The organism is Streptomyces sp. NPDC052225 (assembly GCF_040679615.1).
In the GTDB taxonomy this organism is placed as follows: Bacteria; Actinomycetota; Actinomycetes; order Streptomycetales; family Streptomycetaceae; genus Streptomyces.
This window is the reverse complement of the sequence record NZ_JBFAVD010000040.1, coordinates 1-19,896: the sequence shown is the minus strand read 5'-3', so window position 1 is coordinate 19,896 and position 19,896 is coordinate 1. Positions and strand designations below refer to the sequence as shown.

The 19,896-nt window shown below is 70.4% G+C and carries 21 protein-coding genes; 3 read left to right on the top strand and 18 right to left on the bottom strand.

The features are described from left to right. Window positions 1-60: 60 nt before the first annotated feature. The 11 genes from AB0L37_RS35530 to AB0L37_RS35480 all read right to left on the bottom strand — a co-directional run bounded on the left by AB0L37_RS35530 (window position 61) and on the right by AB0L37_RS35480 (window position 10,198). A complete protein-coding gene (locus AB0L37_RS35530; protein ID WP_365515371.1) occupies window positions 61-666 on the bottom strand; it encodes a pilus assembly protein TadG-related protein in 606 nt (201 codons plus the stop codon). Continuing rightward, on the bottom strand, window positions 663-857 hold the full coding sequence (locus AB0L37_RS35525) for a hypothetical protein (protein ID WP_365515368.1): 195 nt from the start codon (window positions 855-857) through the stop codon (window positions 663-665). The genes AB0L37_RS35530 and AB0L37_RS35525 overlap by 4 nt, the downstream gene beginning before the upstream one ends. Window positions 858-1,168: 311 nt before the next feature. Then, complete coding sequence (locus tag AB0L37_RS35520) at window positions 1,169-2,131, bottom strand: expansin EXLX1 family cellulose-binding protein (protein ID WP_365515258.1); 963 nt, start codon at window positions 2,129-2,131, stop codon at window positions 1,169-1,171. Between the two features lie 86 nt (window positions 2,132-2,217). Continuing rightward, complete coding sequence (locus tag AB0L37_RS35515; RefSeq protein WP_365515255.1) at window positions 2,218-3,120, bottom strand: DUF5936 domain-containing protein; 903 nt, start codon at window positions 3,118-3,120, stop codon at window positions 2,218-2,220. A gap of 5 nt (window positions 3,121-3,125) precedes the next feature. Beyond that, the gene (locus AB0L37_RS35510; protein ID WP_365515252.1) at window positions 3,126-4,082 is read right to left on the bottom strand and encodes a type II secretion system F family protein; all 957 of its coding nucleotides are present in this window, start codon (window positions 4,080-4,082) and stop codon (window positions 3,126-3,128) included. A 55-nt stretch (window positions 4,083-4,137) separates the two neighbouring features. Next, complete coding sequence (locus AB0L37_RS35505) at window positions 4,138-5,502, bottom strand: CpaF family protein (protein WP_365515249.1); 1,365 nt, start codon at window positions 5,500-5,502, stop codon at window positions 4,138-4,140. A 2-nt stretch (window positions 5,503-5,504) separates the two neighbouring features. Then, complete coding sequence (locus AB0L37_RS35500; RefSeq protein WP_365515246.1) at window positions 5,505-5,831, bottom strand: TadE/TadG family type IV pilus assembly protein; 327 nt, start codon at window positions 5,829-5,831, stop codon at window positions 5,505-5,507. 230 nt (window positions 5,832-6,061) lie between these two features. Continuing rightward, entirely contained in the window at window positions 6,062-7,642 is a 1,581-nt protein-coding gene (locus AB0L37_RS35495) for an AAA family ATPase (protein WP_365515243.1), read from the bottom strand. A 112-nt stretch (window positions 7,643-7,754) separates the two neighbouring features. Further along, on the bottom strand, window positions 7,755-8,471 hold the full coding sequence (gene cpaB / locus AB0L37_RS35490) for a Flp pilus assembly protein CpaB (RefSeq protein WP_365515240.1): 717 nt from the start codon (window positions 8,469-8,471) through the stop codon (window positions 7,755-7,757). Between the two features lie 58 nt (window positions 8,472-8,529). Then, complete coding sequence (locus AB0L37_RS35485) at window positions 8,530-9,465, bottom strand: hypothetical protein (protein ID WP_365515237.1); 936 nt, start codon at window positions 9,463-9,465, stop codon at window positions 8,530-8,532. Between the two features lie 118 nt (window positions 9,466-9,583). Continuing rightward, window positions 9,584-10,198 carry a PadR family transcriptional regulator gene (locus AB0L37_RS35480; protein WP_365515234.1) on the bottom strand — a complete coding sequence of 205 codons (615 nt, stop codon included), beginning with the start codon at window positions 10,196-10,198 and terminating at the stop codon, window positions 9,584-9,586. A 128-nt stretch (window positions 10,199-10,326) separates the two neighbouring features. Between AB0L37_RS35480 and AB0L37_RS35475 the strand changes: the two genes are divergently transcribed. After that, on the top strand, window positions 10,327-10,902 hold the full coding sequence (locus AB0L37_RS35475; RefSeq protein WP_365515231.1) for a hypothetical protein: 576 nt from the start codon (window positions 10,327-10,329) through the stop codon (window positions 10,900-10,902). A 26-nt stretch (window positions 10,903-10,928) separates the two neighbouring features. Here the strand turns inward: AB0L37_RS35475 and AB0L37_RS35470 are convergent, their stop codons facing one another. The 3 genes from AB0L37_RS35470 to AB0L37_RS35460 form a co-directional block, all read right to left on the bottom strand. After that, a complete protein-coding gene (locus AB0L37_RS35470) occupies window positions 10,929-12,245 on the bottom strand; it encodes an Nramp family divalent metal transporter (RefSeq protein WP_365515228.1) in 1,317 nt (438 codons plus the stop codon). A 52-nt stretch (window positions 12,246-12,297) separates the two neighbouring features. Then, on the bottom strand, window positions 12,298-12,831 hold the full coding sequence (locus tag AB0L37_RS35465) for a hypothetical protein (protein ID WP_365515225.1): 534 nt from the start codon (window positions 12,829-12,831) through the stop codon (window positions 12,298-12,300). A 260-nt stretch (window positions 12,832-13,091) separates the two neighbouring features. Next, entirely contained in the window at window positions 13,092-14,000 is a 909-nt protein-coding gene (locus AB0L37_RS35460) for an NAD(P)-binding domain-containing protein (RefSeq protein WP_365515222.1), read from the bottom strand. A gap of 103 nt (window positions 14,001-14,103) precedes the next feature. On the opposite strand from AB0L37_RS35460, the gene AB0L37_RS35455 reads away from it, so the two are divergent. Further along, complete coding sequence (locus tag AB0L37_RS35455; protein ID WP_365515220.1) at window positions 14,104-14,484, top strand: helix-turn-helix domain-containing protein; 381 nt, start codon at window positions 14,104-14,106, stop codon at window positions 14,482-14,484. A 59-nt stretch (window positions 14,485-14,543) separates the two neighbouring features. On the opposite strand, the gene AB0L37_RS35450 is transcribed toward AB0L37_RS35455, so the two are convergent. The 4 genes from AB0L37_RS35450 to AB0L37_RS35435 all read right to left on the bottom strand — a co-directional run bounded on the left by AB0L37_RS35450 (window position 14,544) and on the right by AB0L37_RS35435 (window position 18,386). Then, complete coding sequence (locus tag AB0L37_RS35450) at window positions 14,544-16,028, bottom strand: gluconate:H+ symporter (RefSeq protein ID WP_365515217.1); 1,485 nt, start codon at window positions 16,026-16,028, stop codon at window positions 14,544-14,546. Window positions 16,029-16,147: 119 nt separating this feature from the next. Continuing rightward, window positions 16,148-16,567 carry a RidA family protein gene (locus tag AB0L37_RS35445; RefSeq protein ID WP_365515215.1) on the bottom strand — a complete coding sequence of 140 codons (420 nt, stop codon included), beginning with the start codon at window positions 16,565-16,567 and terminating at the stop codon, window positions 16,148-16,150. Next, on the bottom strand, window positions 16,564-17,352 hold the full coding sequence (locus tag AB0L37_RS35440) for an IclR family transcriptional regulator (RefSeq protein ID WP_365515212.1): 789 nt from the start codon (window positions 17,350-17,352) through the stop codon (window positions 16,564-16,566). Before AB0L37_RS35440 ends, AB0L37_RS35445 begins: the two co-directional genes overlap by 4 nt. Next, complete coding sequence (locus AB0L37_RS35435; protein WP_365515209.1) at window positions 17,349-18,386, bottom strand: sugar kinase; 1,038 nt, start codon at window positions 18,384-18,386, stop codon at window positions 17,349-17,351. Before AB0L37_RS35435 ends, AB0L37_RS35440 begins: the two co-directional genes overlap by 4 nt. A gap of 133 nt (window positions 18,387-18,519) precedes the next feature. On the opposite strand from AB0L37_RS35435, the gene AB0L37_RS35430 reads away from it, so the two are divergent. Beyond that, window positions 18,520-19,782 (top strand): amino acid deaminase, encoded by a 1,263-nt coding sequence (locus AB0L37_RS35430; RefSeq protein ID WP_365515206.1) that lies wholly within the window; start codon window positions 18,520-18,522, stop codon window positions 19,780-19,782. Window positions 19,783-19,896: the final 114 nt, after the last annotated feature.

The window sequence follows — 19,896 nt, the reverse complement described above, 5'->3', positions numbered from 1 at the left end:
GGGCCGTCGTAGTGCGCCGAAGGTTCGTCACTGCGGCTTCCCTCTCTCGTCGTTCACTCGTCAATCGGCCAGGTGGACAGCGAACAAGGCCGACGCGTCGGGCAGGTCGTCCAGGTCGAAGTCATCGGGATCGAAGTCGAATTGCTTTCCGTCGCAGGTGAGTTGGACAGCCTTCTTCGGGTCGGCATCCGCCGGTACCTTGCAACGAGGTTCGATCACCGCTGTGGCGTGCGCCTTCGCCTTCTTGTTCTCAGTTCCGGGAATGATCGTGTCCCCGACCGTGTAGCGGGTCCGCACCTCTACCCAAAAGCCAGGGAAGCTGTTGACCTCAGCCGCGCTCGGGCCGCCGACGACATCTGCGTCGTTCTCAGCCGCCAGTTGAGCAGCCGCCGTCTGAGCGTCCGCGCCCTCGAAGCCCTGCCCGTCCAGCCAGCCGAGCCAATCGTCGCCATCACCCAGGGCCTGCCCCAAGCCGTCCATCAACTCGTCGCGAGCGGACTGTGCCGCCGCCAACGCGGCTGCGTCGGCAGCCGATTGGGCACTGTTGCGGGCAGAGGCCGCTTGGGCGAAGGCGAAGAAGGCAAACGCGGCGAAGAGCAGAATGCCCGTCAGCCAGATGTAGAGGGGAAGCGTGCTTCCCCGATCGCTCCGGAGAGCAGCGGTCAGCCGCCGATGACGTCGTTCACGGCTGTGCCGATCGCATTCGAGATCAACCCGTCCAACCCCAACTGGTCGATCAACGTAAAAATCCCCGCGATCAAAATCATCAACCCCGCATACTCCACGAACCCCGCCCCGGCGTCCCCCCGGACCCTCTCCCCCACCGAAGTTGTCCACTTCACCCACACCCCGAGCAGTCGGTCCTTGATCACGGGAGCCCCCTTCCGCCATGGCAACCAGAACAACACACGCAACGTACGCGAGGTGCGACCGTGTGCACTCGGTTTCGGCAATTAAGGGGGCAGGCTTGACCGGAAGTTGTCGGCTCGTTGGCTCGTCGTACGACATCCGTCTCCCCCGCTGTCGCCGCCTGATTCGCTCGCGCTAAGCACTCGGTGTGACTGACGTTCGGTTGCCGTTCGGTCACTATAGCCAGCCGGGGGCGGCCGGAGGAGGGGAATAACGTGCCATTGTGGGAGGGGAGTTCGCTTACGCCAATGGGTGCGGGTCAGTGCGCCGCGAACTGGGCCCCCGTGCGTTGCACCGTGTTCGGGCTCAGCGCGATTCCGGTGACGGTGAGCTGTTCGCCGTAGATGTCCGTGAGGCGGATCGATGAGGTGCCGCAGCCGTTGCCGTCCTCGGCGAGGAAGTAGTTGTAGTCGGTGCGCGGGAGGCTGCGCCAGCCGGAGGCGGTGCGGACTTCGAGGCGGGCGAGGGGGTTGCGGTGGTCCAACGCCTGGATTCCGCACCAGTGTTGGGAGGAGCCCGTTTTGTAGCGGAGGGCGATCGGTTTCGTCGAGGACGGGCTCACCAAGGACCAGGTGATGGGGATCTGGCCCTTGACCGGTGCCGCGAGTTGCGCGAACGCCTCGGCGCTCAGGTCGAGTTGGCCAGGTGCGCACGGTGCCGGGCATTCGTTGGTGATGCGGACCGTGATGGTCGCGCCCGATGACGCGCGGACTCGTACGTACGCTCCGCAGGCTTTCGACGTCTCGTAGTCGAGGGTGTTCATCGCGGCCGTCATCGTCGTGCCGGCGGGGCCGTACGTGCAGGCTCCGTCGCCGTCCTGGGCGTCGTAGAACGTCGCTGTGCCCTTGTACGTCGCGCCGGGGCGGATGCGGCCCGCGAGTGCCCCCGTCTGCGAGTGGACGGCCGCGGACGGCGGCGTGGAGCTGGGCTTCGGTGCGTTGGTCGTGGGCTTGCGCTTGGTGGGGGTGGGGGTTGCTCGCTTGTGCTTATTGGGCGGCTTGCTCGGGGAGGCGGATGCCGTCGTCTCGCGGTGGGTGGGGGGCGGTGTCGTCGCCGGCTCGGAGGTTGCCGTGGCCACCGTTGCGGCCTTGCCGCCGTCGCCCCCGTTCAGGGCTACGAGGAGGGTGGCGAGGAGGACCACCACGGCGCCCACCGCCAGGAGCGCGTACGGGGTCAGTGCCGCGCGCGGGCTGCGTCGGTGCGAGCGTAGGCGTCCTGCCACTGGGTTCCTCACAGAGTGTCGTACGGGGGTGCCGTCTCTCTGTCGTCGCCGGTGCGCGAAAGGTTGCCGTGGAGAACCGGGAGAATTCAGCGGCCCAGGATCGAGCCGAAGTCCGAGCCCGAGCCGAGGAACATGCCCGTCGCGATCAGGATCATCGTGGCCGGGAGCATGAAGACGAGGGTGACCATCGTGGCCTTGGGGATGGTTTTCGCGGCTCGGCGGCGGGAGTTCTGGGCGTCGGTGCGGCGCATGTCCGTGGCCAGTTGGATGAGGGTGTCGGCGATGGGTGAGCCGAGTTCCTCTCCTTGCTGGAGGGCCGAGACGAATTGGGCGACCTGCTCGGAGGCGTTGCGGCGGCGGAGTTCGTCGAAGGCCTGGCGGCGCGGGACGCCCATGTCCATCTGGCGCAGGGTGATGCGGAGTTCGTCCGCCCAGGGGCCTTCGTATTTTTCCGATACGCGGTCCAACGCTTGGCGGAAGCCCAGGCCTGCCGAGACGACGACCGCGAGGACGTCGAGGAAGTCCGGGAGCGTGCGGTCGATGACGTCCTTGCGGTCCCTGACCGCCTGCCAGATGAGGGCGTCCGCCGCCGCCGCGCCGAAGGCGAGGGTCAGGAGGGCGAAGAGTGGCTGGCCGTTCGTGAGGAAGACCAGGGCCATGACCACGCCGAAGATGCCGTAGACCGCTCTGCGGGCCGCGTAACGGTCGATCGTGAGGCCGCCTGGGTTGCCCGCCATGTCGATCTTGCGGCGCTTGGCGTCGACGCGGCGCGGGCCCATGAGGCGCAGGACGAGGGGCGCGAACCGCATGCCCAGGCGGTCGACCGCCGAGGACGGGGCCGAGACGCGGGTGGCGCCGACTTCCAGGGCGAGCGCGAGGTCGTCGGGGACCTTGGCGTCGGCGCGGTACATGCGGACGCCCGTGAGGATGCCGAGGACCGCCAGGCCGGAGAGGGCGGCGAGCAGGACGCCGAGGAGTGTCGTCGACATGACTCTCACACCTCGATCTTGCCGAGGCGGCGGATCACGAAGAAGCCGATCGCGTAGAGGCCCAGGGAGATGAGGATCAGGGTCTGGCCCAGGCCTGATCCTGTCACTCGGGCCAACGCCCCTTCGTTCGACGAGTTGATCAGGAGGAGTGAGCCCAGGCCCAGGAGCGGGACCGTGAAGGCGGTGGCGTTGACCTCGGAAAGCATCGTGCGGATCTCGCGGCGGGTCTCCTTGCGGTCCTCAAGGGTCTGGGTGAGGTTGCGGAGGGAGGAGACGACTGTGCCGCCTGCCTTGTTGGCCAGGACCAATGTGGTTACGAGGACGATGAGTTCGCGGGACGGGAGGCGGGCCGCCAGTTCGTCGAGGGCGTCGTCGACCGAGCGGCCCAGCGCCAACTGGTCCGACACCCGGGAGAGTTCCTCGCCCGCGGGGGCTTCCAGTTCCTCCGCCGCCATCGCGAGGGACGTGCGCAGGGCCAGGCCGGCTGCCGTCGCGTTCGCCAGGAGGCGGGCGACGTCCGGGAGTTGGTTGATGAATGCCTCGATGCGTTTCTGGCGCTGCCAGTTGAGGAAGATGACCGCCGCCCAGATCGCCACCGCGCCCGCGATCGGGCCGAAGAACGGGGCCAGTGTCGTCGCCGCGAGGATCCAGAGTGCGGCGACGAGGGCAGTGACGTAGACGGAGAATTCGCCTGCTGTCAGGTCGAGGCCGGTGGCCGAGAGGCGCAGGTGGACCGCCTTGCCCAGGCGGGTGCGGCGCAGGCGGCGGTCGACGCCGGTGAAGCGGCGGGACCGGCCGCCGCCCGCGCCCGACGGGCCGTAGCCGCCGGCCGGGTAGCTGTCGAGGCGGTCGACGAGGGCCTGGCGCCGGGCGCGGCCCGAGGCGAGGGCGTGGACGGCGGCCACCGCGACCACGCAGGTCAGGACGGTGGCGCCGAGCGCGATGAGGGCCGGGTTCGTCATGTCCTCTCAACTTCCGCGACAGGTGCGTGCGTTGGGCTTGCGGCGGGGTCCGGAGTCATCCCGTCGCCTCTCTTGTGTTGCTTACGTCGACGGACTCGACGACGCCGAACGCCGGCGGGACCGCCTCCCCCGCCACGTACAGCCGGTCGGCGACCCGGCGCGGCAGCGGGAGGTGCTCGTAGTAGCCGTGGACCCGGCGCTGTTCGAGGTCGGTGGCGCCCGTGACGTACGGCTGCGCGACGAAGCGGGAGACGGTGGCGATCGTGAACTGTTCGCGGCCGTGCGAGACCAGCAGGGCGATCTCGCTGACGCGGCGGGAGCCGTCGGCGTGCCGGGTGAGCTGGACGAGGACGTCGACGGCCGAGTTGATCTGGTCGCGCAGCGCCTCGAAGGGGACGTCGACCTCCGACATGGAGCCGAGGGTCTGGAGGCGGGTGAGGGCGTCCTCGGCGGTGTTCGCGTGGACCGTGGCGAGGGAGCCGTCGTGGCCCGTCGACATGGCCTGGAGCATGTCGAGCGTCTCGCCGCCGCGGACCTCGCCGACGATGATGCGGTCGGGGCGCATGCGCAGGCTGTTGCGGACGAGGTCGCGGATGGTGACCTGGCCTTTGCCCTCCACGTTCGCGGGGCGCGATTCGAGGCGGATGACGTGGTCCTGCTGGAGCTGGAGTTCGGCCGAGTCCTCGATCGTGATGATGCGTTCATGGGGCGGGATGAGGGCGGAGAGGGCGTTGAGGAGGGTTGTCTTGCCGCTGCCCGTGCCGCCGCTCACGATGATGTTGAAGCGGGCGCGGACGCAGGCCGCGAGGAGCATCAGCATGTGCTCGTCGAGCGAGCCGAGTTCGAGGAGTTCGGTGAGGCTGTACGCGCGCGGGAAGCGGCGGATCGTGAGGGTCGCGCCGGTCAGGGCGAGCGGCGGGATGATCACGTTGACGCGTTCGCCGGTGGGGAGGCGGGCGTCGACCATGGGGTTGGACTCGTCGACGCGTCGGTTGACCGTCGACACGATGCGTTCGATCGTCTGCATGAGTTGTTCGGGGGACGCGAAGCGGAGGGGGAGCTGTTCGACGCGTCCTGATCGCTCCACGAAGATGGCGTCGGGGCCGTTGACCATGATCTCGGTGATGGAGGCGTCCGCGAGGAGGGGTTCGAGGATGCCCAGGCCGAGGGCCTCGTCGACCACGCGGCGGATGAGCTGGGCGCGCTCCGTGGAGGAGAGGACGGGGCCCTCTCGGCTGATGATGTGGCCGAGGACGCGCTCCAGGCGGACCCGGCGGTCCGCGGCTTGGAGGGACGACATTTCGGCCAGGTCGATCTCTTCGAGGAGCTTGGCTCTGTAGACGGCTACGAGGCTGTCGTCTCGGGAGGGTTCGCCTGCGGCGGGGTCGCGGGTGGCGACCACCCGGGATCGTAGGCTCATGGTCAACTCCCGTCGTCTGTCTTGTCGTTGGGCATCGTCGCCGTGCGGTGGATGTCCCAGCCGTCGAAGAGGGGGATGATCGCGGGGACGTGGACCGTGACTTCTGCGGTGACCGTGTCTCCCGTGCCGATCGCTGCCGCTGGGTCGAGCCAGGTGCTGGTGGAGGCGGTTGCTGCGGCTTGGCCTGTGCCGGGGGTGAGGGATTCTGCCCGTGCCGCGGCTCGGGCTGCGCTGCCGGCCTGGTTCGCGCCGTAGCCGACGAGGCCCAGTTGGATTGCGGCCATGCCGATGATGAGGAGGAAGGGAAGGAAGCCGGCGAACTCCAGCATGGAGACGCCCTGGTCGCCCTGGGGGCGCCTTTTCGCCGTTGGGGGGTGGGGTTCGGTTCGCGGGTGCGGCTTTCGCCGTGGCTGGTCGCGCAGTTCCCCGCGCCCCTGGCGGGGCTGATCTTCCCCGGCGAGTTCTGGCGTGCCAATGTGGACGCCGCGGGTCGGCAATTCAAGCCCCTGCGGCGATTGAGCAGCGGGGGCCGGGGCGGAGCCCCGTGGCCCGAGCCGTGTCACCGGTCCGCCTCCGTCGCCGCTCCCGCTTCGCCCGTGACGGTCCAGCCCGGGTTCACCCCCGGGAAGAACAGGGGGACCTTGACCTCGACCGTGGCCTTGGTGACGACCCCGGTGTCCGTGCAGCCGATCTGCGCCCCCTGCCAGGCCGACGGGAGGTGGGACCTGCCCGCTGTCGTGCAGGCGCCCTGCGCGTCCCCGTTGCCGGCGGCCGCCGACACCGCCGCCCGCGCCGCCTCGTCCGCCGCGTTCCCGGCCAGGGAGTACGTGTAGCCGTACAGGACGCACTGCCACATCAGCGCCAGGACGACGAGGACCAGGGGGAACATCGCCGCGAATTCGAGGGTGACGGCGCCCTTGTCGCCGCGGCGGCGGGCCCGGCGGCCGGTCTCGGGGGCGGGGGGCGCCACCAGGCCCAGTTCGGCGGCCAGGGTCCACAGGGCCTGTTTGACCGTCGAGCGGTTGTCGAGGTCCTGCATGCGGCCCGCGTCGACCGCGGCCTGGAGTTCCTTGTACGCGGCCGGGATCGAGGTGCCCGCCGTCTTCGTGCCGGTGACCTTCTCGACGAGGGACGGCTGGATCTCGGCCGAGCGGGCGTGCCGGTTGACGACCGTGAGGGTCTCCTCGGCCTTGCGGATCTGGAGGCGGTCCCAGAGGCGGACCATGCGCTTGGCCGCGCGGACCGCGACGACGTCCGGAGTGACCAACAGGGCCGCCTGGTCGGCGAGTTCGACCGCTGCTGCGTTGGCCGCGCCCATCTGCGTACCGCAGTCGACGACCACGACCTCGTAGCGGGCGCGCAGGGACTGGATGACCTGGCGGGCCACGCGGTCGGTGATTTCCTCGCCGCGCTCGCCCTCGGCGGGGGCGAGCAGGAGGTCCATGCCGGTCTCGTGGGTGAAGACGGCGTCCTGGAGGACGCGTGGTGTGATGTCGCGGATCGCGGCGAGGTCGGCGACCGAGCGGCGGAACTGGACGTCCAGGTACGAGGCCACGTCGCCGGACTGGAGGTCCAGGTCGAGCAGGGCCACGGACCGTCCCGACGCCCGCGCTGCCAGAGCGAGTTGGACCGCGCAGAGTGTCGTGCCCACACCGCCCTTCGCTCCCGTCACCGCCACGACGTGGCCGCCGCCGACCGCCGGAAGCAGCTCCGCGCCCGCCGTTCCCGCCAGGTGGCGGCGCATCCCCGACGACCAGGACGCGGCGGCGTGCACGCGCTCCGCGAGGGCGTCGTAGCCGAGCGGGAACGCGACGATGCCGCGCGCGCCGCTGTCCATCGCGGCGGTGAGCAGGGCCGGGCTGGTGTCGGCCGTGACGAGGACGACGCCGACCGCTGGGAAGCGCAGGACGAGGTCGCGGATCAGGTCCAACGCCGGTATGGGGCCGATGCGTTCGTGGACGAGGACGACCTCGGGGAGCTCGTCGAGGGACTCGGCGGCGAGGCGGGCCAAGGTGTCCAGGAGCGATGTGGAGTCGGTGACCGGTGGGGCGGGTTCGGTGTCGGGCAGCTGGGAGAGCAGGGTGACCAGGGCGCGGGCAGCCTCCGGCTCGGATACGGCGGGGAGGATCCTTGTGGTCATCGGCGTACTCCCTTCAGGGGCGCATGCGCACAGGTTGCGGGGCTCTGCCCCGGACCCCGCTCCTCAAACGCCGGAGGGGCTGGGACAGCCGGGCGGGCTTGATTCGCGGCCATCACTTGTCCTCGTCCAAGGTGTACGAGCGGTCGCCGGGTGCGATCGTCCCGTGGTCACCCGGCGCCACCAGGGCGAGGCGTACGTGGGAGGCGAACGACTCGGCGTACGCGACCCGTTGGGCATCCGCGGCGCCCAGGGCGAACGTGATCGGCACGGCCTCGCCCTGGCGGCGCACCGAGCCGCGGTCGTTGCCGCCCTGCTCGTCGATCGGGGTGAGCTTGCCGACGTCGATGACCTCGGCGTTCTCCACGATGACCTTGGACTGGTCCTTCTGCTTGTCGTTCTCGGCCTTGAAGGTGGCGTAGATGTTCACCTTCGAGCCCGGGTCGATCTTCCCGGCGACGCCCGTCTCCGCGTCGATCATGATGGCGATCTCCTGCTGCCCCGCCTTGAGTTCGGGCCGCTCGACGATCATGTCGCTCTGGAGCAGCGAGCCCTTCTTGAGCTGCGTGACGGCGATCTTCCCGCGGATGGCGCTCAGGTCGCGCACGGTGGTGGTCGACATCCACCGCTCGGGCATCTCGACCTTCTCGAACTGGTCCCGCGTCAGCTCCTTGTACGGCGCGATGTCCGTCCTCAGGCGGTACGCGGTCTTCTCCGGGCCCACCTTGGACTGCACGTCCCTGATGACCGACAGGACGCCCGCGAACGCGCCCACGGCGCACAGGGCCGAGACGACCAGGAGGATGACGCCGCGACGCTGACGTGAATTCATGGACCGGACAACCTCGTTGATAGGCGGACGGGAGAGTCGGGAGGTGCGGCGGACGGGGTCACTGCGGGGCCCGGGGCAGGGCCGCGCGGCCCGCTCCGACGGCCGGGGTCAGGGCGGCGCGGCCGCCGGGCAGGCGGTCGGGTGGGGCCTCGGCGGCCAGCGGTGCGTTGCAGAACCCGCAGCGGTCGCCGAGGAGTTCGAGCCCGCACCAGCGGCACTCCTCGCGCCGTACGGACGAGACGAGCTGGTAGAGCACGGAGATGTCGGGGATAGCGGCGGCGAACTCGGCGATGCGGCCCGCGCTCGTGCCCTTGCCGGTGGCCCACCAGCGCGGCGACTCGGCGGGCAGCCGCGCCTCGGTGACCCCCTGCACCCGCCAGGCCGGGGCGAGGACCTCGGTGACCCAGGCGGTGGACTGCTGGCCCGCGGCGTAGAACATCCGCGTGCCGAAGGCGGGCCCGCCGGGCGTCTCGTCGCCGGTGATCCGCAGGACCTGCGGCTGCGGCGAGGCGAGGACGGCGAACTGCGCGCCCGGCGACCACGACTTGGCGTGCGCGCGCAGCGACACGGGGACCCGGTCGAGCTTGGCGACGGAGCCGACGAGGGCGCCCGCGTAGATGTAGTGGGCGAGCAGCCGGGCGGCGGAGGCGAGGACGCCGGGGCTAAAGTCGCAGACCGACAACTGGCGCAATTGCAGCGCCAGGACGGCGAGTCCGAGCGGCGGGAGTTCGGGCCGCAGGATCGCTATTCGGTCGCTTTCGAGCATGGAACGTACGGAATGCAGCCGGTGCACGACCGCGTCCGGCACGGACTGCGGGCAGAGGGCGATCACATAGCCGTGCTGTTCGATCAGCGTGTGTACGTCGACGATCGCGCGGTCCAGCGGATACGCGTCCGGCGCATCGGCCACGGGCAGCACGGCGGCGCTCGGGGTGTGCCGGTCGGGCGAGGTCAGGACCAGATCGGGGTCGGTCACGGCTATGGCGGTCGGCACGCGTGAACCCCCCGGTCGCTCTGTGCACGTACGGTCACCGCGACATCTGGACGCCGCGGCCCTTCTGCCTGAGCACCATATCCACGCGAGCGCCCGGCAACACCCAACTTCGCACTGTTCACGGGGCGATGGGCGGGGCGCCGGCCCGAGTTGGCGCGGAAGCATCGGTGCCAGGACCGGCGTCCGGCCGGGTGCCCTGCTCCCCCGCCGCGGCCTGCGCGCCCGCGATCTCCTTCTCGGCCCACTCGCTCCACTCGGCCTGCATCGCCGCGAACCGCTTGCCCCACTCCAGGGTCAGCCGCCCGTAGACGGAGAGCGGGTCGTCGCCCCAGTCCATCGCGGCGTCCAGTTCCCGCAGGCCGGCCAGGCGTGCGGTCATCACCTCGCCGCGCTCGCGCAGGAAGGCGCGGGCCTCGTGCCACTCCACGGCGCCGAGCAGGAAGACCCGCAGCAGGACGTCGTTGCGTCGGTAGCCGGACGGGGTGGTCTCCAGGAGCCAGTGGCGCAGTTCGGTGCGGCCCTCGTCGGTGATCTCGTACGTCTTGCGGCCGCGCGGGCCCTCGGCCGCGACGCGGATCAGGGCGGCGGCGTCGAGCTTGGTCAACTCGGTATAGATCTGGCTCTGGTTGGCGGGCCAGACGTTCGCCAGGGTGGTGCGGAACGTGCCCAGCAGGTCGTAACCGCTCGCCGGGCCGCCCGCGAGGAGACCGAGGAGTGCGTGTCGAAGGCTCATGGGACCACCGTACCCCTGACGTTCCACTATTGACATGTCGAGATGCGACCTTCTAACTTTGACATGTCAGTTCAGGAATGACTGCCGGGAACGGCTTCCAGGAACACCGACGCAGGGGGATCAGGATCATGGCTTACGTACGGAACTTCTTCCCGTGGATCGCTGTCAGCGTGCTGATCGGCGTCATCGACGTCCGGTACGCGCTGACCGTCGGCCTGGTCCTGGCGGTCGCGCTGGCCGTGGGTCAGCGGCGGGCCGGGTGGGGATGGGACGCGCTGATCATCGAAGTGTGCGCCGCCGTGTACTTCGGGGCGTGCGCGGGCGCCGCGTTCGCCGTGTCCGACACCGCGTTCCTGGAGCGGTACGCGGCGGCCGGCGCCTCGCTGTGGCTGGCCGCCGTGGCCTGGGTCTCGCTGGCGGCACGGCGGCCGTTCACGCTGGGGATCGCGCGGATGCAGGTGGAGCGTGAGCACTGGGACAGCCCGGTCTTCCGGCGGATCAACACCGTGATCACCATGGTGTGGGCGGCGGCGTTCACCGTCGAGGGCGCGGGTTCGGTCTGGCTGCACCACTCGCTGCCGGACGACAGCGGCCTGCGCACGGGCTTCACCGTGGCCTGCATCGTCGTACCGACCCTGTTCACGGTGCGCTACCCGGAGGTCGCGCGGGCCCGCGCCGTCGCCGCCGCCACCAAGGCCGCCTAGAAGACCCTGGAAAAACCTGGAAGAACCTAGAAGAACTCCGACCAGGGCTGGTCCCAGATCTGCTTCACGCACAGGACCACGAAGAGCAGGCCGGCGACGGTGAGCATGCCGTTGCTCAGCCAGCCGTTGCGCCAACTGGCTGGAGTCCGCGACGAGTTGAGCAGCCAGACCAGGGTCAGCGCCAGGAACGGCATGAAGGCCGCGCCGAGAACCCCGTAGAGGATCACGAGGCGGAACGGCTGGCCCTGGAAGAGCAAAATGATCGGCGGGAACGTCAGCCAGAGCAGGTACGCCCGGAACGGCCAGCCCTTCTCGCGCTCGCCGCGCGCCACCTCCTCGCCCGTGACGCGCGCGGCGCGGTAGCGCTCGACGAAGTCGGCGAACATCAGGCTCACGCCGTGCCAGACACCGATGAGGGAGGTGAAGGACGTGGCGAAGAAGCCGACCAGGAACAGTTTGGCGGTCGCCGTGCCGTACTCGTCCGCGAGGATCGCGGAGAGGTCGACAAGTCCCTTGTCACCGGCGGCGATCGACGTGTGCGAGGCGTGGAGCAGTTCGGCGCCGACGAAGAGCATCGCGACGACGAAGACGCCGGTGGTGATGTACGCGACCCGGTTGTCGAGCCGCATCACCTTCATCCAGGAGGCGTTGGTCCAGCCCTTGGCGTTGACCCAATACCCGTACGCGGCAAGGGTGATGGTGCCGCCGACGCCGCCGATCAGGCCGAGCGTGTTGAGGATCGAGTCCTTCTCGTCGGGCAGGACGGGCAGCAGTCCCGCGAAGGCGTCGCCGAGGTTCGGGGTGACCCGGATCGCGAGGTAGACGGTCACCAGGAACATGACGCCGACGAGGACCGTCATGACCTTCTCGAAGACCGCGTACTTGTTGAACCAGACGAAGACGAGGCCGACGATGCCGCAGATGATCGCCCACGGCTTGATCGACCAGTCGGCCGGGAAGACGTCGGGCCACAGCGCCTGGAGCGGCAGCGCGCTCGACGACATCGCGGCAGCGCCGTAGACGAAGCCCCAGATCACCACGTAGACGACGAAGAAGTACGTCGTCCAGCGGCCGAGGCTCGCCCAGCCGTCGAAGAGGGTGCGGCCGGTGGCCAGGTGCCAGCGGCCCGCCGCCTCCGCCAGGCTGATCTTGACGACGCAGCCGATGACCGCGGCCCACAGCAGGGTGTAGCCGAAGTTGCTGCCGGCGATCAGTGTCGCGACGAGGTCGCCCGCCCCGACACCCGTCGCGGCGACGACGATGCCGGGGCCGATGTACTTCCAGCTGGACTTGCGGGGTCGGTCGGGTTCGGTGGTTACTGAGGTGCCCGTGGTGTCCGCCATGAACACCAAGGGTGCGTAAAGCGGCCCGTCTGGCAAGGGGGCCTGCGCGAACTCAGTCCTCGAAGTAGGCGTCCAGCGCCTTGTCGAGGGTCTCGGACCACTCCTTGAGGCGGGCCTTGTCGGGGGCCTCGACGTCGTTCGGGTACCAGCGGCTGTTGGGCGTGTGGACCGTCACGATCAGGCGCTTGCGCGCCGTGCCGACCTCGACCGCGCTGATCTCGTCCCAGGTGAAGTCGGCCTCCTGGTCGTCCAGCGTGAAGCGGACGCCGGTGTGGTCGACGGTGATGGAGCCCCGGCGGTCCTTGGCCTCGAGGACCGGCCCGTCGACCTCGGCGTCGGCTGCTGCCTTTTCCTTCGGCTTCGGCGTCGACTCCTTGTCGAGTACGGGTTCGAGTACGGGTTCGAGTACGGGCTTCTGCGCGGACTCCTTCTCCGTCTCCGGCGGCGTCACCTCCTTCGCCACCTCGTCGACGGGCTCCGTGACCGTGTCCTCGACGGGCGCCTCCGGTCCGGGAGACGTCAGGCCGGGGACGTACGCCGGGTCGAAACCGGCACCGGTGACGGGCGTGACCTTCTGACTCTCCATACGCTGCTCCACGGGCCGAAGTATGGCGGACGAGCCTGTGCGGCGCCTCCCCCGGGCTCTCACACCTTGGTCACGAAGCGGTCGGCAGGGTCCGGCGGCGGCGCCGATCGCGAGGGCGCCCTTGGAGAGGGGCGCCGCCGTGGCCCCGGTCGTGGCGCTGCCGGTGCCGCGCCGTGTGGGCGCACCCAGTCCCCCGTGTCAGCCCTGTGCCAGCCCCGTGCCGTCGCCGCGGGCACCATGCCACAGATGCTCTGCGCTGGTCAGCGGGGTTCGCGGATGCCGTCGACGATGCGGGTCCAGTTGTCGCCGCCGTGCCCGTCCTCGATGGCGCGCCGGTAGTGGGCCTGCACGGCCAGCGGGAGCGCGAGGTCGAGGCCGAGCGCCGTACTGGTGTCGACGATGTGGTCGGCCGTCGCGCCCATCATGGTGACGGTGCTGAGGTCGCCGGGGTGCTCTCCGGCATCGAGCGCGGCGCCGGGGGTCTCCTCGCCGGCCCGCAGGATGGCGCCGATCGCGTCGGCGGAGGCGAGCAGCTCCGGCAGCGCCCGTGCCGCCTTCATCCCGGCGCTGCCGAGCATCGCCGTGGCGTGCATCAGGGACGACAACGTGGTGAGGAACACGGTGAGTTGGGCCTGGTACATCATCTGTGCCAGCCCCGGGTCCGCGCCGAGGTACTTCGGTGCGCCGAGCCGCGCCAGCGTCGTGCGGTGGTTCGCCAGCACGTCTTCGGGGCCGCTGTAGTAGACGTGGGCCGCGTCGGTGCCGACCATCGGCGCCGGGACCATGACCCCGCCGGTGAGGAAGGCGGCGTCGTGCTCCGCCGCCCAGGCCGCCGCCTCGCGCGTCCGGTCGGGGGTGTCCGAACTCAGGTTGACCAGGGTGCGGCCGGCCAGCGATGGCGTGGCCGCGCCGAGGATGTCGTACATCGCCCGGTAGTCGGTGAGGCTGAGGATCACGAGGTCACCGGCCTCGACCGCCTCGCCGGGTGTCGGCGCGAGCCGCGCGCCGGCGGCGACGACGTCGTCCGCCCGGGCGGCGGTGCGGTTCCAGACGGTGACGGGGTGTCCGGCGGCGAGGAGCGTGCGGGTCATCGCCCGGCCCATCGGGCCGAGCCCGATCACGGTGACGGCGGGGCTGTTGCTGGTGGTGTGGTGCCGAGGTCCGTTCATGCCTCGATGATCAGAGAGCGCCGTTAATCTCGGAAGTACGCACTGTTTTCTGCGGTACTCACCTTTTGGTAAGCGGTACTGACGCATCAGCAAGGGGGCGGGGATGGCCAGGGCACCGAGGAACGGGCCGTACATCTGCGGCATCGACGCCGCGCTCGACGTGGTCAGCGGCAAGTGGAAAGGGCTGATCCTCTGGGAGCTCGACGCCCATGGGGTGCGCCGCTTCGCCGAACTGCGGCGGGGGCTGCCCGGGGTGAGCGAGAAGATGCTCACCCAGCACCTGCGCGAGATGGAGGAGGACGGCCTCGTGCACCGGAAGGTGTACGCCGAGGTGCCGCCGCGCGTGGAGTACTCCCTGACCGAGCCGGGACGCACGCTCAACCAGGCGCTCGGGGCGCTCGGCGCCTGGGGCACCGAGCGGATCCGCCGCGAAGGCTTCGCGAGGGCCGACGCGGGGGACGTGGCCGAGGCGGCACGGGGATAGCCGCCCGGTGGCCTGACGGGTGTGCGCCGCCCCGCGAGAGGACGGCGCACAGGACGCCGCTAGACGAACAGGCTGACCACCGCCGCGACCGCGAACCCGGCCACGGAGAGCACCGATTCGAGGACGGTCCAGGTGCGCAGGGTGTCGCGCTCGGAGATGCCGAAGTACTTGGACACCATCCAGAAGCCGCCGTCGTTGACGTGCGAGGCGAAGATCGAGCCCGCCGAGATCGCCATGATGACGAGGGCGGTGAAGGCCTGCGAGTAGTCGCCCTCGGACAGGAGCGGTGCGACGATGCCGGCCGTGGTGACGATCGCGACCGTCGCCGAGCCCTGGGCGACCCGCAGGACGAGCGAGATCAGGTAGGCCAGGACGATCACCGGGAGGCCCACGTCGTTGAAGGTGTCCGACAAGGCCTGCGCGATGCCGCTCGCCTTGAGGACGGCACCGAAGACACCGCCCGCACCGACCACCAGGAGGATGTTGCCGACCGGCTTGAGCGAGGCCGTCGACACCGTCTCCAGGGACTTGCGGGACCAGCCGCGGCGGATGCCGAGCAGGTAGTACGCCATCAGCAGCGCGATGGTCAGCGCCACGAACGGGTGGCCGAAGAACTCGATGACCGAGCGGCCCGTGGACGGGTCGAAGGCGATCGAGGAGAACGTCGCGAGGAGGATCAGGATCAGGGGCGTACCGATGATCGTGAAGACGGTGGTGAGCGGGACCGGCTTCTCGGTGGGGGTCACCCCCGCGGCACGCTGCTCCGCCTCAAGGGCGGCCTTGGCCTCGTCGGCGGCCTCGACCATGTCCTGCGGTACGGGGACGAAGATCCGCTTGCCGATCCAGGCGGCCCAGCCCCAGGCGGCGAGCACGGCGGGGATGCCGCAGACGATGCCCATGAGGATGACCCAGCCCAGGTCGACCTTGAGCAGGCCTGCCGCGGCGACCGGGCCCGGGTGCGGAGGCAGGAACGCGTGGGTCATCGACAGACCCGCGAGCAGCGGCATGCAGTAGAGGACGATCGACTTGCCGCCGCGCTTGGCGGCCGCGTACACGATCGGCGCGAGGACGAAGATGCCGACGTCGAAGAAGACCGGGATACCGAAGATCAGGCCGGTCAGGCCCATCGCGAGGGGCGCGCGCTTCTCGCCGAAGAGGTTCAGGAGGCGGGAGGCCAGCACCTCGGCGCCGCCGGAGACTTCGAGGACCGCGCCCAGCATGGTGCCGAGGCCGATGATGATCGCGACGTGTCCGAGGGTGCCGCCCATGCCGGACTCGATGGTGGAGACGGCGTCGGACTTCTGGACGGTGCCGAAGAGTTCGGTGACCGAGAGCCCGGCGCCCAGGCCGACGGCTATGGAGACCGCGAGCAGCGCCACGAAGGGCTGTATGCGCGCCTTGATGATCAGGAAGAGCAGCAGGACTATGCCGAGGAACGCGACGGTCAGCAGACCTGCGGTGCCGTCGACGATCGTGAGGATGCCGCCGGTGTGGGGTGGTGGTGACACAGGGGCGGCGGACGCGAGCGGAGCGAACGGGGACATCGTTGACCTCGTAAGTGCATGGTGCTTTCGGGCAGGGGGGATCGCGGCACGGCGACCCCCACTGCGAGGGGGTCGCCGCACCGTGACGACGTACGGGTGGAACCAGAGGCAGAACGCGCTCAGCTCAGGACTGCGAGCGCGTCGATCTCGATGAGCAGGCCCGCCGGGAGACCGACGTAGACCGTCGTGCGGGCGGAGGCGGGAGCCTTCAGGCCCTGCTCCTCGAAGTACTCGTTGTAGATGGCGTTCATCTCGGCGAAGTGGTCGACGTCCGTGAGGTAGACGCGCATCATCATGACGTCGTCCCAGGTGGCGCCGCCCTCTTCGAGGATCGCCTTGACGTTGGCGAAGGTCTGGAGGGTCTGCTCGCGCAGCGTCGGGCCTGCCGGGGTGGGCGCCTTGCCCTCCTCGGCCGGGAGGAAGCCGACCTGGCCGGCGACCTGGAGGATGTTGCCCTTCTTGACGCCGTGCGAGAACTTCGCGGGCGGCGTGGTGTGCGTGGCGGGGGTGAGCGCGATCTTCTCGGTGCTGGAGGTCATGAGTCTGAACTGGCTTCCTTGGTAGGGGTGTTACCGGCTGCCGTGCCGGTACCTGAGTAGTCCCTGCTGATGGCTTCCGCCGTGCGGCGCACCAGCGGGAGCAGGGTGAGGAGTTCCTCGGCGGTGACGACGACGTTCGGCGCGGAGACCGACATGGCGGCGACGACCCGGCCGTCGGCGCCCCGGACGGGCGCGCCGACGCAGTTGATGGACTCCTCGTGGCCGCCGAGGTCGGTGGCCCAGCCCTGTTCGCGCACCGTGGCCAACTCCCGCAGGAACGCGGGGGCGTTGGGGGTGGAACGGGCCGTGTACATGGGGTAGTCGAGCTTCTCCGCGACGGCGCGGCGCTCGGGTTCGGTGAGGTCGGCGAGGAGGAGCTTGGCGACCGCGGCGACCGTGATGGCCACGGGCTTGCCGATGCGCGAGTACATGCGCACCGGGTAGCGGCTCTCGACCTTGTCGATGTAGAGGACCTCGCCCTCCTCGTAAACGGCGAGATGGACGGTGTGGCCGACCTTCTCGTTGAGTTCGACGAGGTGGGGGTGGGCGATCTCGCGGACGTCGAGGTTCTCGACGGCTTCCTGGGCGAGGGCGAAGAGGCGGGCGCCGAGCCGGTAGCGCTGGTCGGACTGGCGGAAGACCAGGCCGTGCTCGTGCAGGGTGCGCAGCAGGCGCAGCGCGGTGGACTTGTGGACGCCGAGGCGGTCGGCGACCTGGCCCAGGTCGGCAGGGCCCTCGGCGAGCAGCGGCAGGATGCTGAGCGCGCGGTCGACGGTCTGGCTCATGGCGTACGTACCTCCTCGGCGGGCCTCTCCGGGAGGGGTTCGGTCGCAGTCCACCCGGGGCCGAGGTGCAGTGTCTCCCACGCGGCGGGCTCCAGTGCGGCCAGGCGGTCGGCGTGGGCGCGGCTCGGTGGCACGGCGAGGTCGCCGGGGACGGTGAGGGTGGACGCGGCCCACAGGTGGCCGTGGCGCAGGCGGGCGGCGACGGGCAGGGCGCGCAGGGTGGCGGAGAGGAACCCGGCGGCGAAGGCGTCGCCCGCGCCGACGGCGGCGACGACGTCGACGCGCGGGGCGGGCTCCTCGTACCGGCCGCCCTCGGCGTCGTACGCGACAGCCCCCTCGGCGCCCCGCTTCACGACGAGCAGGGCCGGCTCGGGAAGCGCGGCGCGGATCGCGTCGGGGCCGCCGGTGATCCCGAACGCCTCCTCGGCCTCGTCCTCGCCGACGAAGACGAGGTCGGCGCTGCGGGCGAGGTCGAGCAGGACGCGCGCGTCGGCCGGGTCCGCCCACAGGCCGGGCCGGAAGTTGACGTCGAAGGAGACGACGGGGGCCGTCCCCATCACCCTACGGAGCAGGTCGAGGCAGTCGGGCGACAGGGCGGCGGTGATGCCGGACAGGTGCAGGACGCGTCCTGAGCGCAGCGCGTCGAGGTCCGTGTTCGCGGCCGACATGGCGGAGGCGGCGGACCCGGCGCGGTAGTAGGCGACCTCGTGGGCGTCGGTGGCGCGGTCCCCCGCGGTGCGGAAGTAGATGCCGGTGGGGCGGGCGGGGTCGCGGCGGACGTGGCTCACGTCGACGCCGTACGCGCCGATCGCCTCCACCAGGTGGTCGCCGAACCCGTCGGCGCCGACCCGGCTGACCCAGCGGGCGCGGTGCCCGGCGGCGGCGAGGACGCAGGCCACGTTGGACTCGGCGCCGCCGATGCCGCGGTCGAAGGAGGCCACATCGGCGAGGCGGCCGGCCGTGGCGGGCAGGAACGTGACCATGGACTCGCCGAGTGCGACGACGTCCGTCGGTGCCTGTTCGCTGCTGGTCACGGTGGGGTGTCCTCCTCGCGGCTGGGGGTCAACGGCTCCGTTGACCCGGCGTCGGCTCGGATGTTAGACAGCAGTAAGCGACATACGCAATGACCGTTGCACATGCTGCAACCGTCGGCCTGGAGGAGGCTCCATGACTCTTGAGGACCTGGCGCGGGAGCGGGTGGACTTCCGCTTCAAGGGACTGCCGCCCGAGGCCGAAGGACTGACGGTCGCCGAACTCGCGGCCCGCCGCCTGAACCTCTTCACGGACGGCTTCACCACGCCCGTCCTCGCGCTCTCCGCCGAGCGCCTGGAGCACAACCTCGCGCTCATGGAGACGTACTCCGCCCGGCACGGCCTGGACTTCGCGCCGCACGGCAAGACGTCCATGGCCCCGCAGCTCTTCCAGCGCCAGATCGAGCACGGCGCGTGGGGCATCACCCTCGCGGTCCCCCACCAGGTGCGCGTGGCAAGGGAGTTCGGCATCGAGCGGATCTTCCTCGCGAACGAGCTGGTGGATGCGGCGGCGCTGCGCTGGCTCGCGGAAGAACTGGACTCCCACCCGGACTTCCGGTTCATCTGTTACGTCGATTCCGTACGAGGCGCGCGGTTGATGGACGCGGCGCTGACCGCCGCGGGCGCCTCCCGGCCGGTCGACGTCGTCGTCGAACTCGGCGCGGGCGAGGGTGCGCGCACCGGCGTCCGCACGGAGGAGGAGTGCGGGGCCGTCGCGGACGCGGTGGCGTCGGCGCCGGCACTCCGCCTCGTGGGCGTCGCCGGGTACGAGGGCGAGGTCCCGCAGGCCGACACCGAGCGCGTACGGGCCTGGCTGCGCCGGCTCGTCGCGCTGGCGGCCGACTTCGACAAGGCGGGGCGCTTCGCGGGGCTCGACGAGATCGTGGTCAGTGCGGGGGGCTCCGCGTGGTTCGACGCGGTGGCCGACGTCTTCGCCGAGATCCCTGAACTGTCGCTGCCCGTACGGAAGTTGCTGCGGTCCGGCGCGTACGTCTCGCACGACGACGGCCACTACCGGCATCTGACGCCGTTCAACCGGGTGCCGGAGGAGGGCGCGCTGCATCCGGCGTTCCGGCTGTGGGCGCAGGTGGTCTCGCGCCCGGCACCGGACCAGGCGTTCACGAACGCGGGCAAGCGCGATGCGGCGTACGACCTGGATCTTCCTGAGGCCCAGGTGGTGCGGGGCGCGGACGGGGAGCGGCCGGCTGAGGGGATCTCGGTGACGGGCCTTTCCGACCAGCACGGGTGGCTCCGCCTGGAGGCGGGGGCCGAGGTCGAGGTGGGCGACTGGGTCGGCATGGGCCTGTCGCATCCGTGCACGTCGTTCGACAAGTGGCAGCTGATTCCGGTGGTCGAGGCGGACGGCACGGTCGTGGACTACGTCCGGACCTTCTTCTAGGCGCCGTGGGACATCGGTTCGCGGAAGGCCGCGGACCGGTGGGGGCTGGTCGCGCAGTTCCCCGCGCCCCTGGGGAGGCTGCGCGCAGCGCATGCCTCAGGGGCGCGGGGAACT

What these genes read in the sequence shown, in the direction of transcription:
- AB0L37_RS35460 (WP_365515222.1), bottom strand. Translation starts at nt 14,000, where the DNA reads ATGAACGGACCTCGGCACCACACCACCAGCAACAGCCCCGCCGTCACC.
- AB0L37_RS35515 (WP_365515255.1), bottom strand. Translation starts at nt 3,120, where the DNA reads ATGTCGACGACACTCCTCGGCGTCCTGCTCGCCGCCCTCTCCGGCCTG.
- AB0L37_RS35430 (WP_365515206.1), top strand. Translation starts at nt 18,520, where the DNA reads ATGACTCTTGAGGACCTGGCGCGGGAGCGGGTGGACTTCCGCTTCAAG.
- AB0L37_RS35475 (WP_365515231.1), top strand. Translation starts at nt 10,327, where the DNA reads ATGGCTTACGTACGGAACTTCTTCCCGTGGATCGCTGTCAGCGTGCTG.
- AB0L37_RS35480 (WP_365515234.1), bottom strand. Translation starts at nt 10,198, where the DNA reads ATGAGCCTTCGACACGCACTCCTCGGTCTCCTCGCGGGCGGCCCGGCG.
- AB0L37_RS35455 (WP_365515220.1), top strand. Translation starts at nt 14,104, where the DNA reads ATGGCCAGGGCACCGAGGAACGGGCCGTACATCTGCGGCATCGACGCC.
- AB0L37_RS35495 (WP_365515243.1), bottom strand. Translation starts at nt 7,642, where the DNA reads ATGACCACAAGGATCCTCCCCGCCGTATCCGAGCCGGAGGCTGCCCGC.
- AB0L37_RS35505 (WP_365515249.1), bottom strand. Translation starts at nt 5,502, where the DNA reads ATGAGCCTACGATCCCGGGTGGTCGCCACCCGCGACCCCGCCGCAGGC.
- AB0L37_RS35510 (WP_365515252.1), bottom strand. Translation starts at nt 4,082, where the DNA reads ATGACGAACCCGGCCCTCATCGCGCTCGGCGCCACCGTCCTGACCTGC.
- AB0L37_RS35465 (WP_365515225.1), bottom strand. Translation starts at nt 12,831, where the DNA reads ATGGAGAGTCAGAAGGTCACGCCCGTCACCGGTGCCGGTTTCGACCCG.
- AB0L37_RS35440 (WP_365515212.1), bottom strand. Translation starts at nt 17,352, where the DNA reads ATGAGCCAGACCGTCGACCGCGCGCTCAGCATCCTGCCGCTGCTCGCC.
- AB0L37_RS35450 (WP_365515217.1), bottom strand. Translation starts at nt 16,028, where the DNA reads ATGTCCCCGTTCGCTCCGCTCGCGTCCGCCGCCCCTGTGTCACCACCA.
- AB0L37_RS35470 (WP_365515228.1), bottom strand. Translation starts at nt 12,245, where the DNA reads ATGGCGGACACCACGGGCACCTCAGTAACCACCGAACCCGACCGACCC.
- cpaB (WP_365515240.1), bottom strand. Translation starts at nt 8,471, where the DNA reads ATGAATTCACGTCAGCGTCGCGGCGTCATCCTCCTGGTCGTCTCGGCC.
- AB0L37_RS35445 (WP_365515215.1), bottom strand. Translation starts at nt 16,567, where the DNA reads ATGACCTCCAGCACCGAGAAGATCGCGCTCACCCCCGCCACGCACACC.
- AB0L37_RS35500 (WP_365515246.1), bottom strand. Translation starts at nt 5,831, where the DNA reads ATGCTGGAGTTCGCCGGCTTCCTTCCCTTCCTCCTCATCATCGGCATG.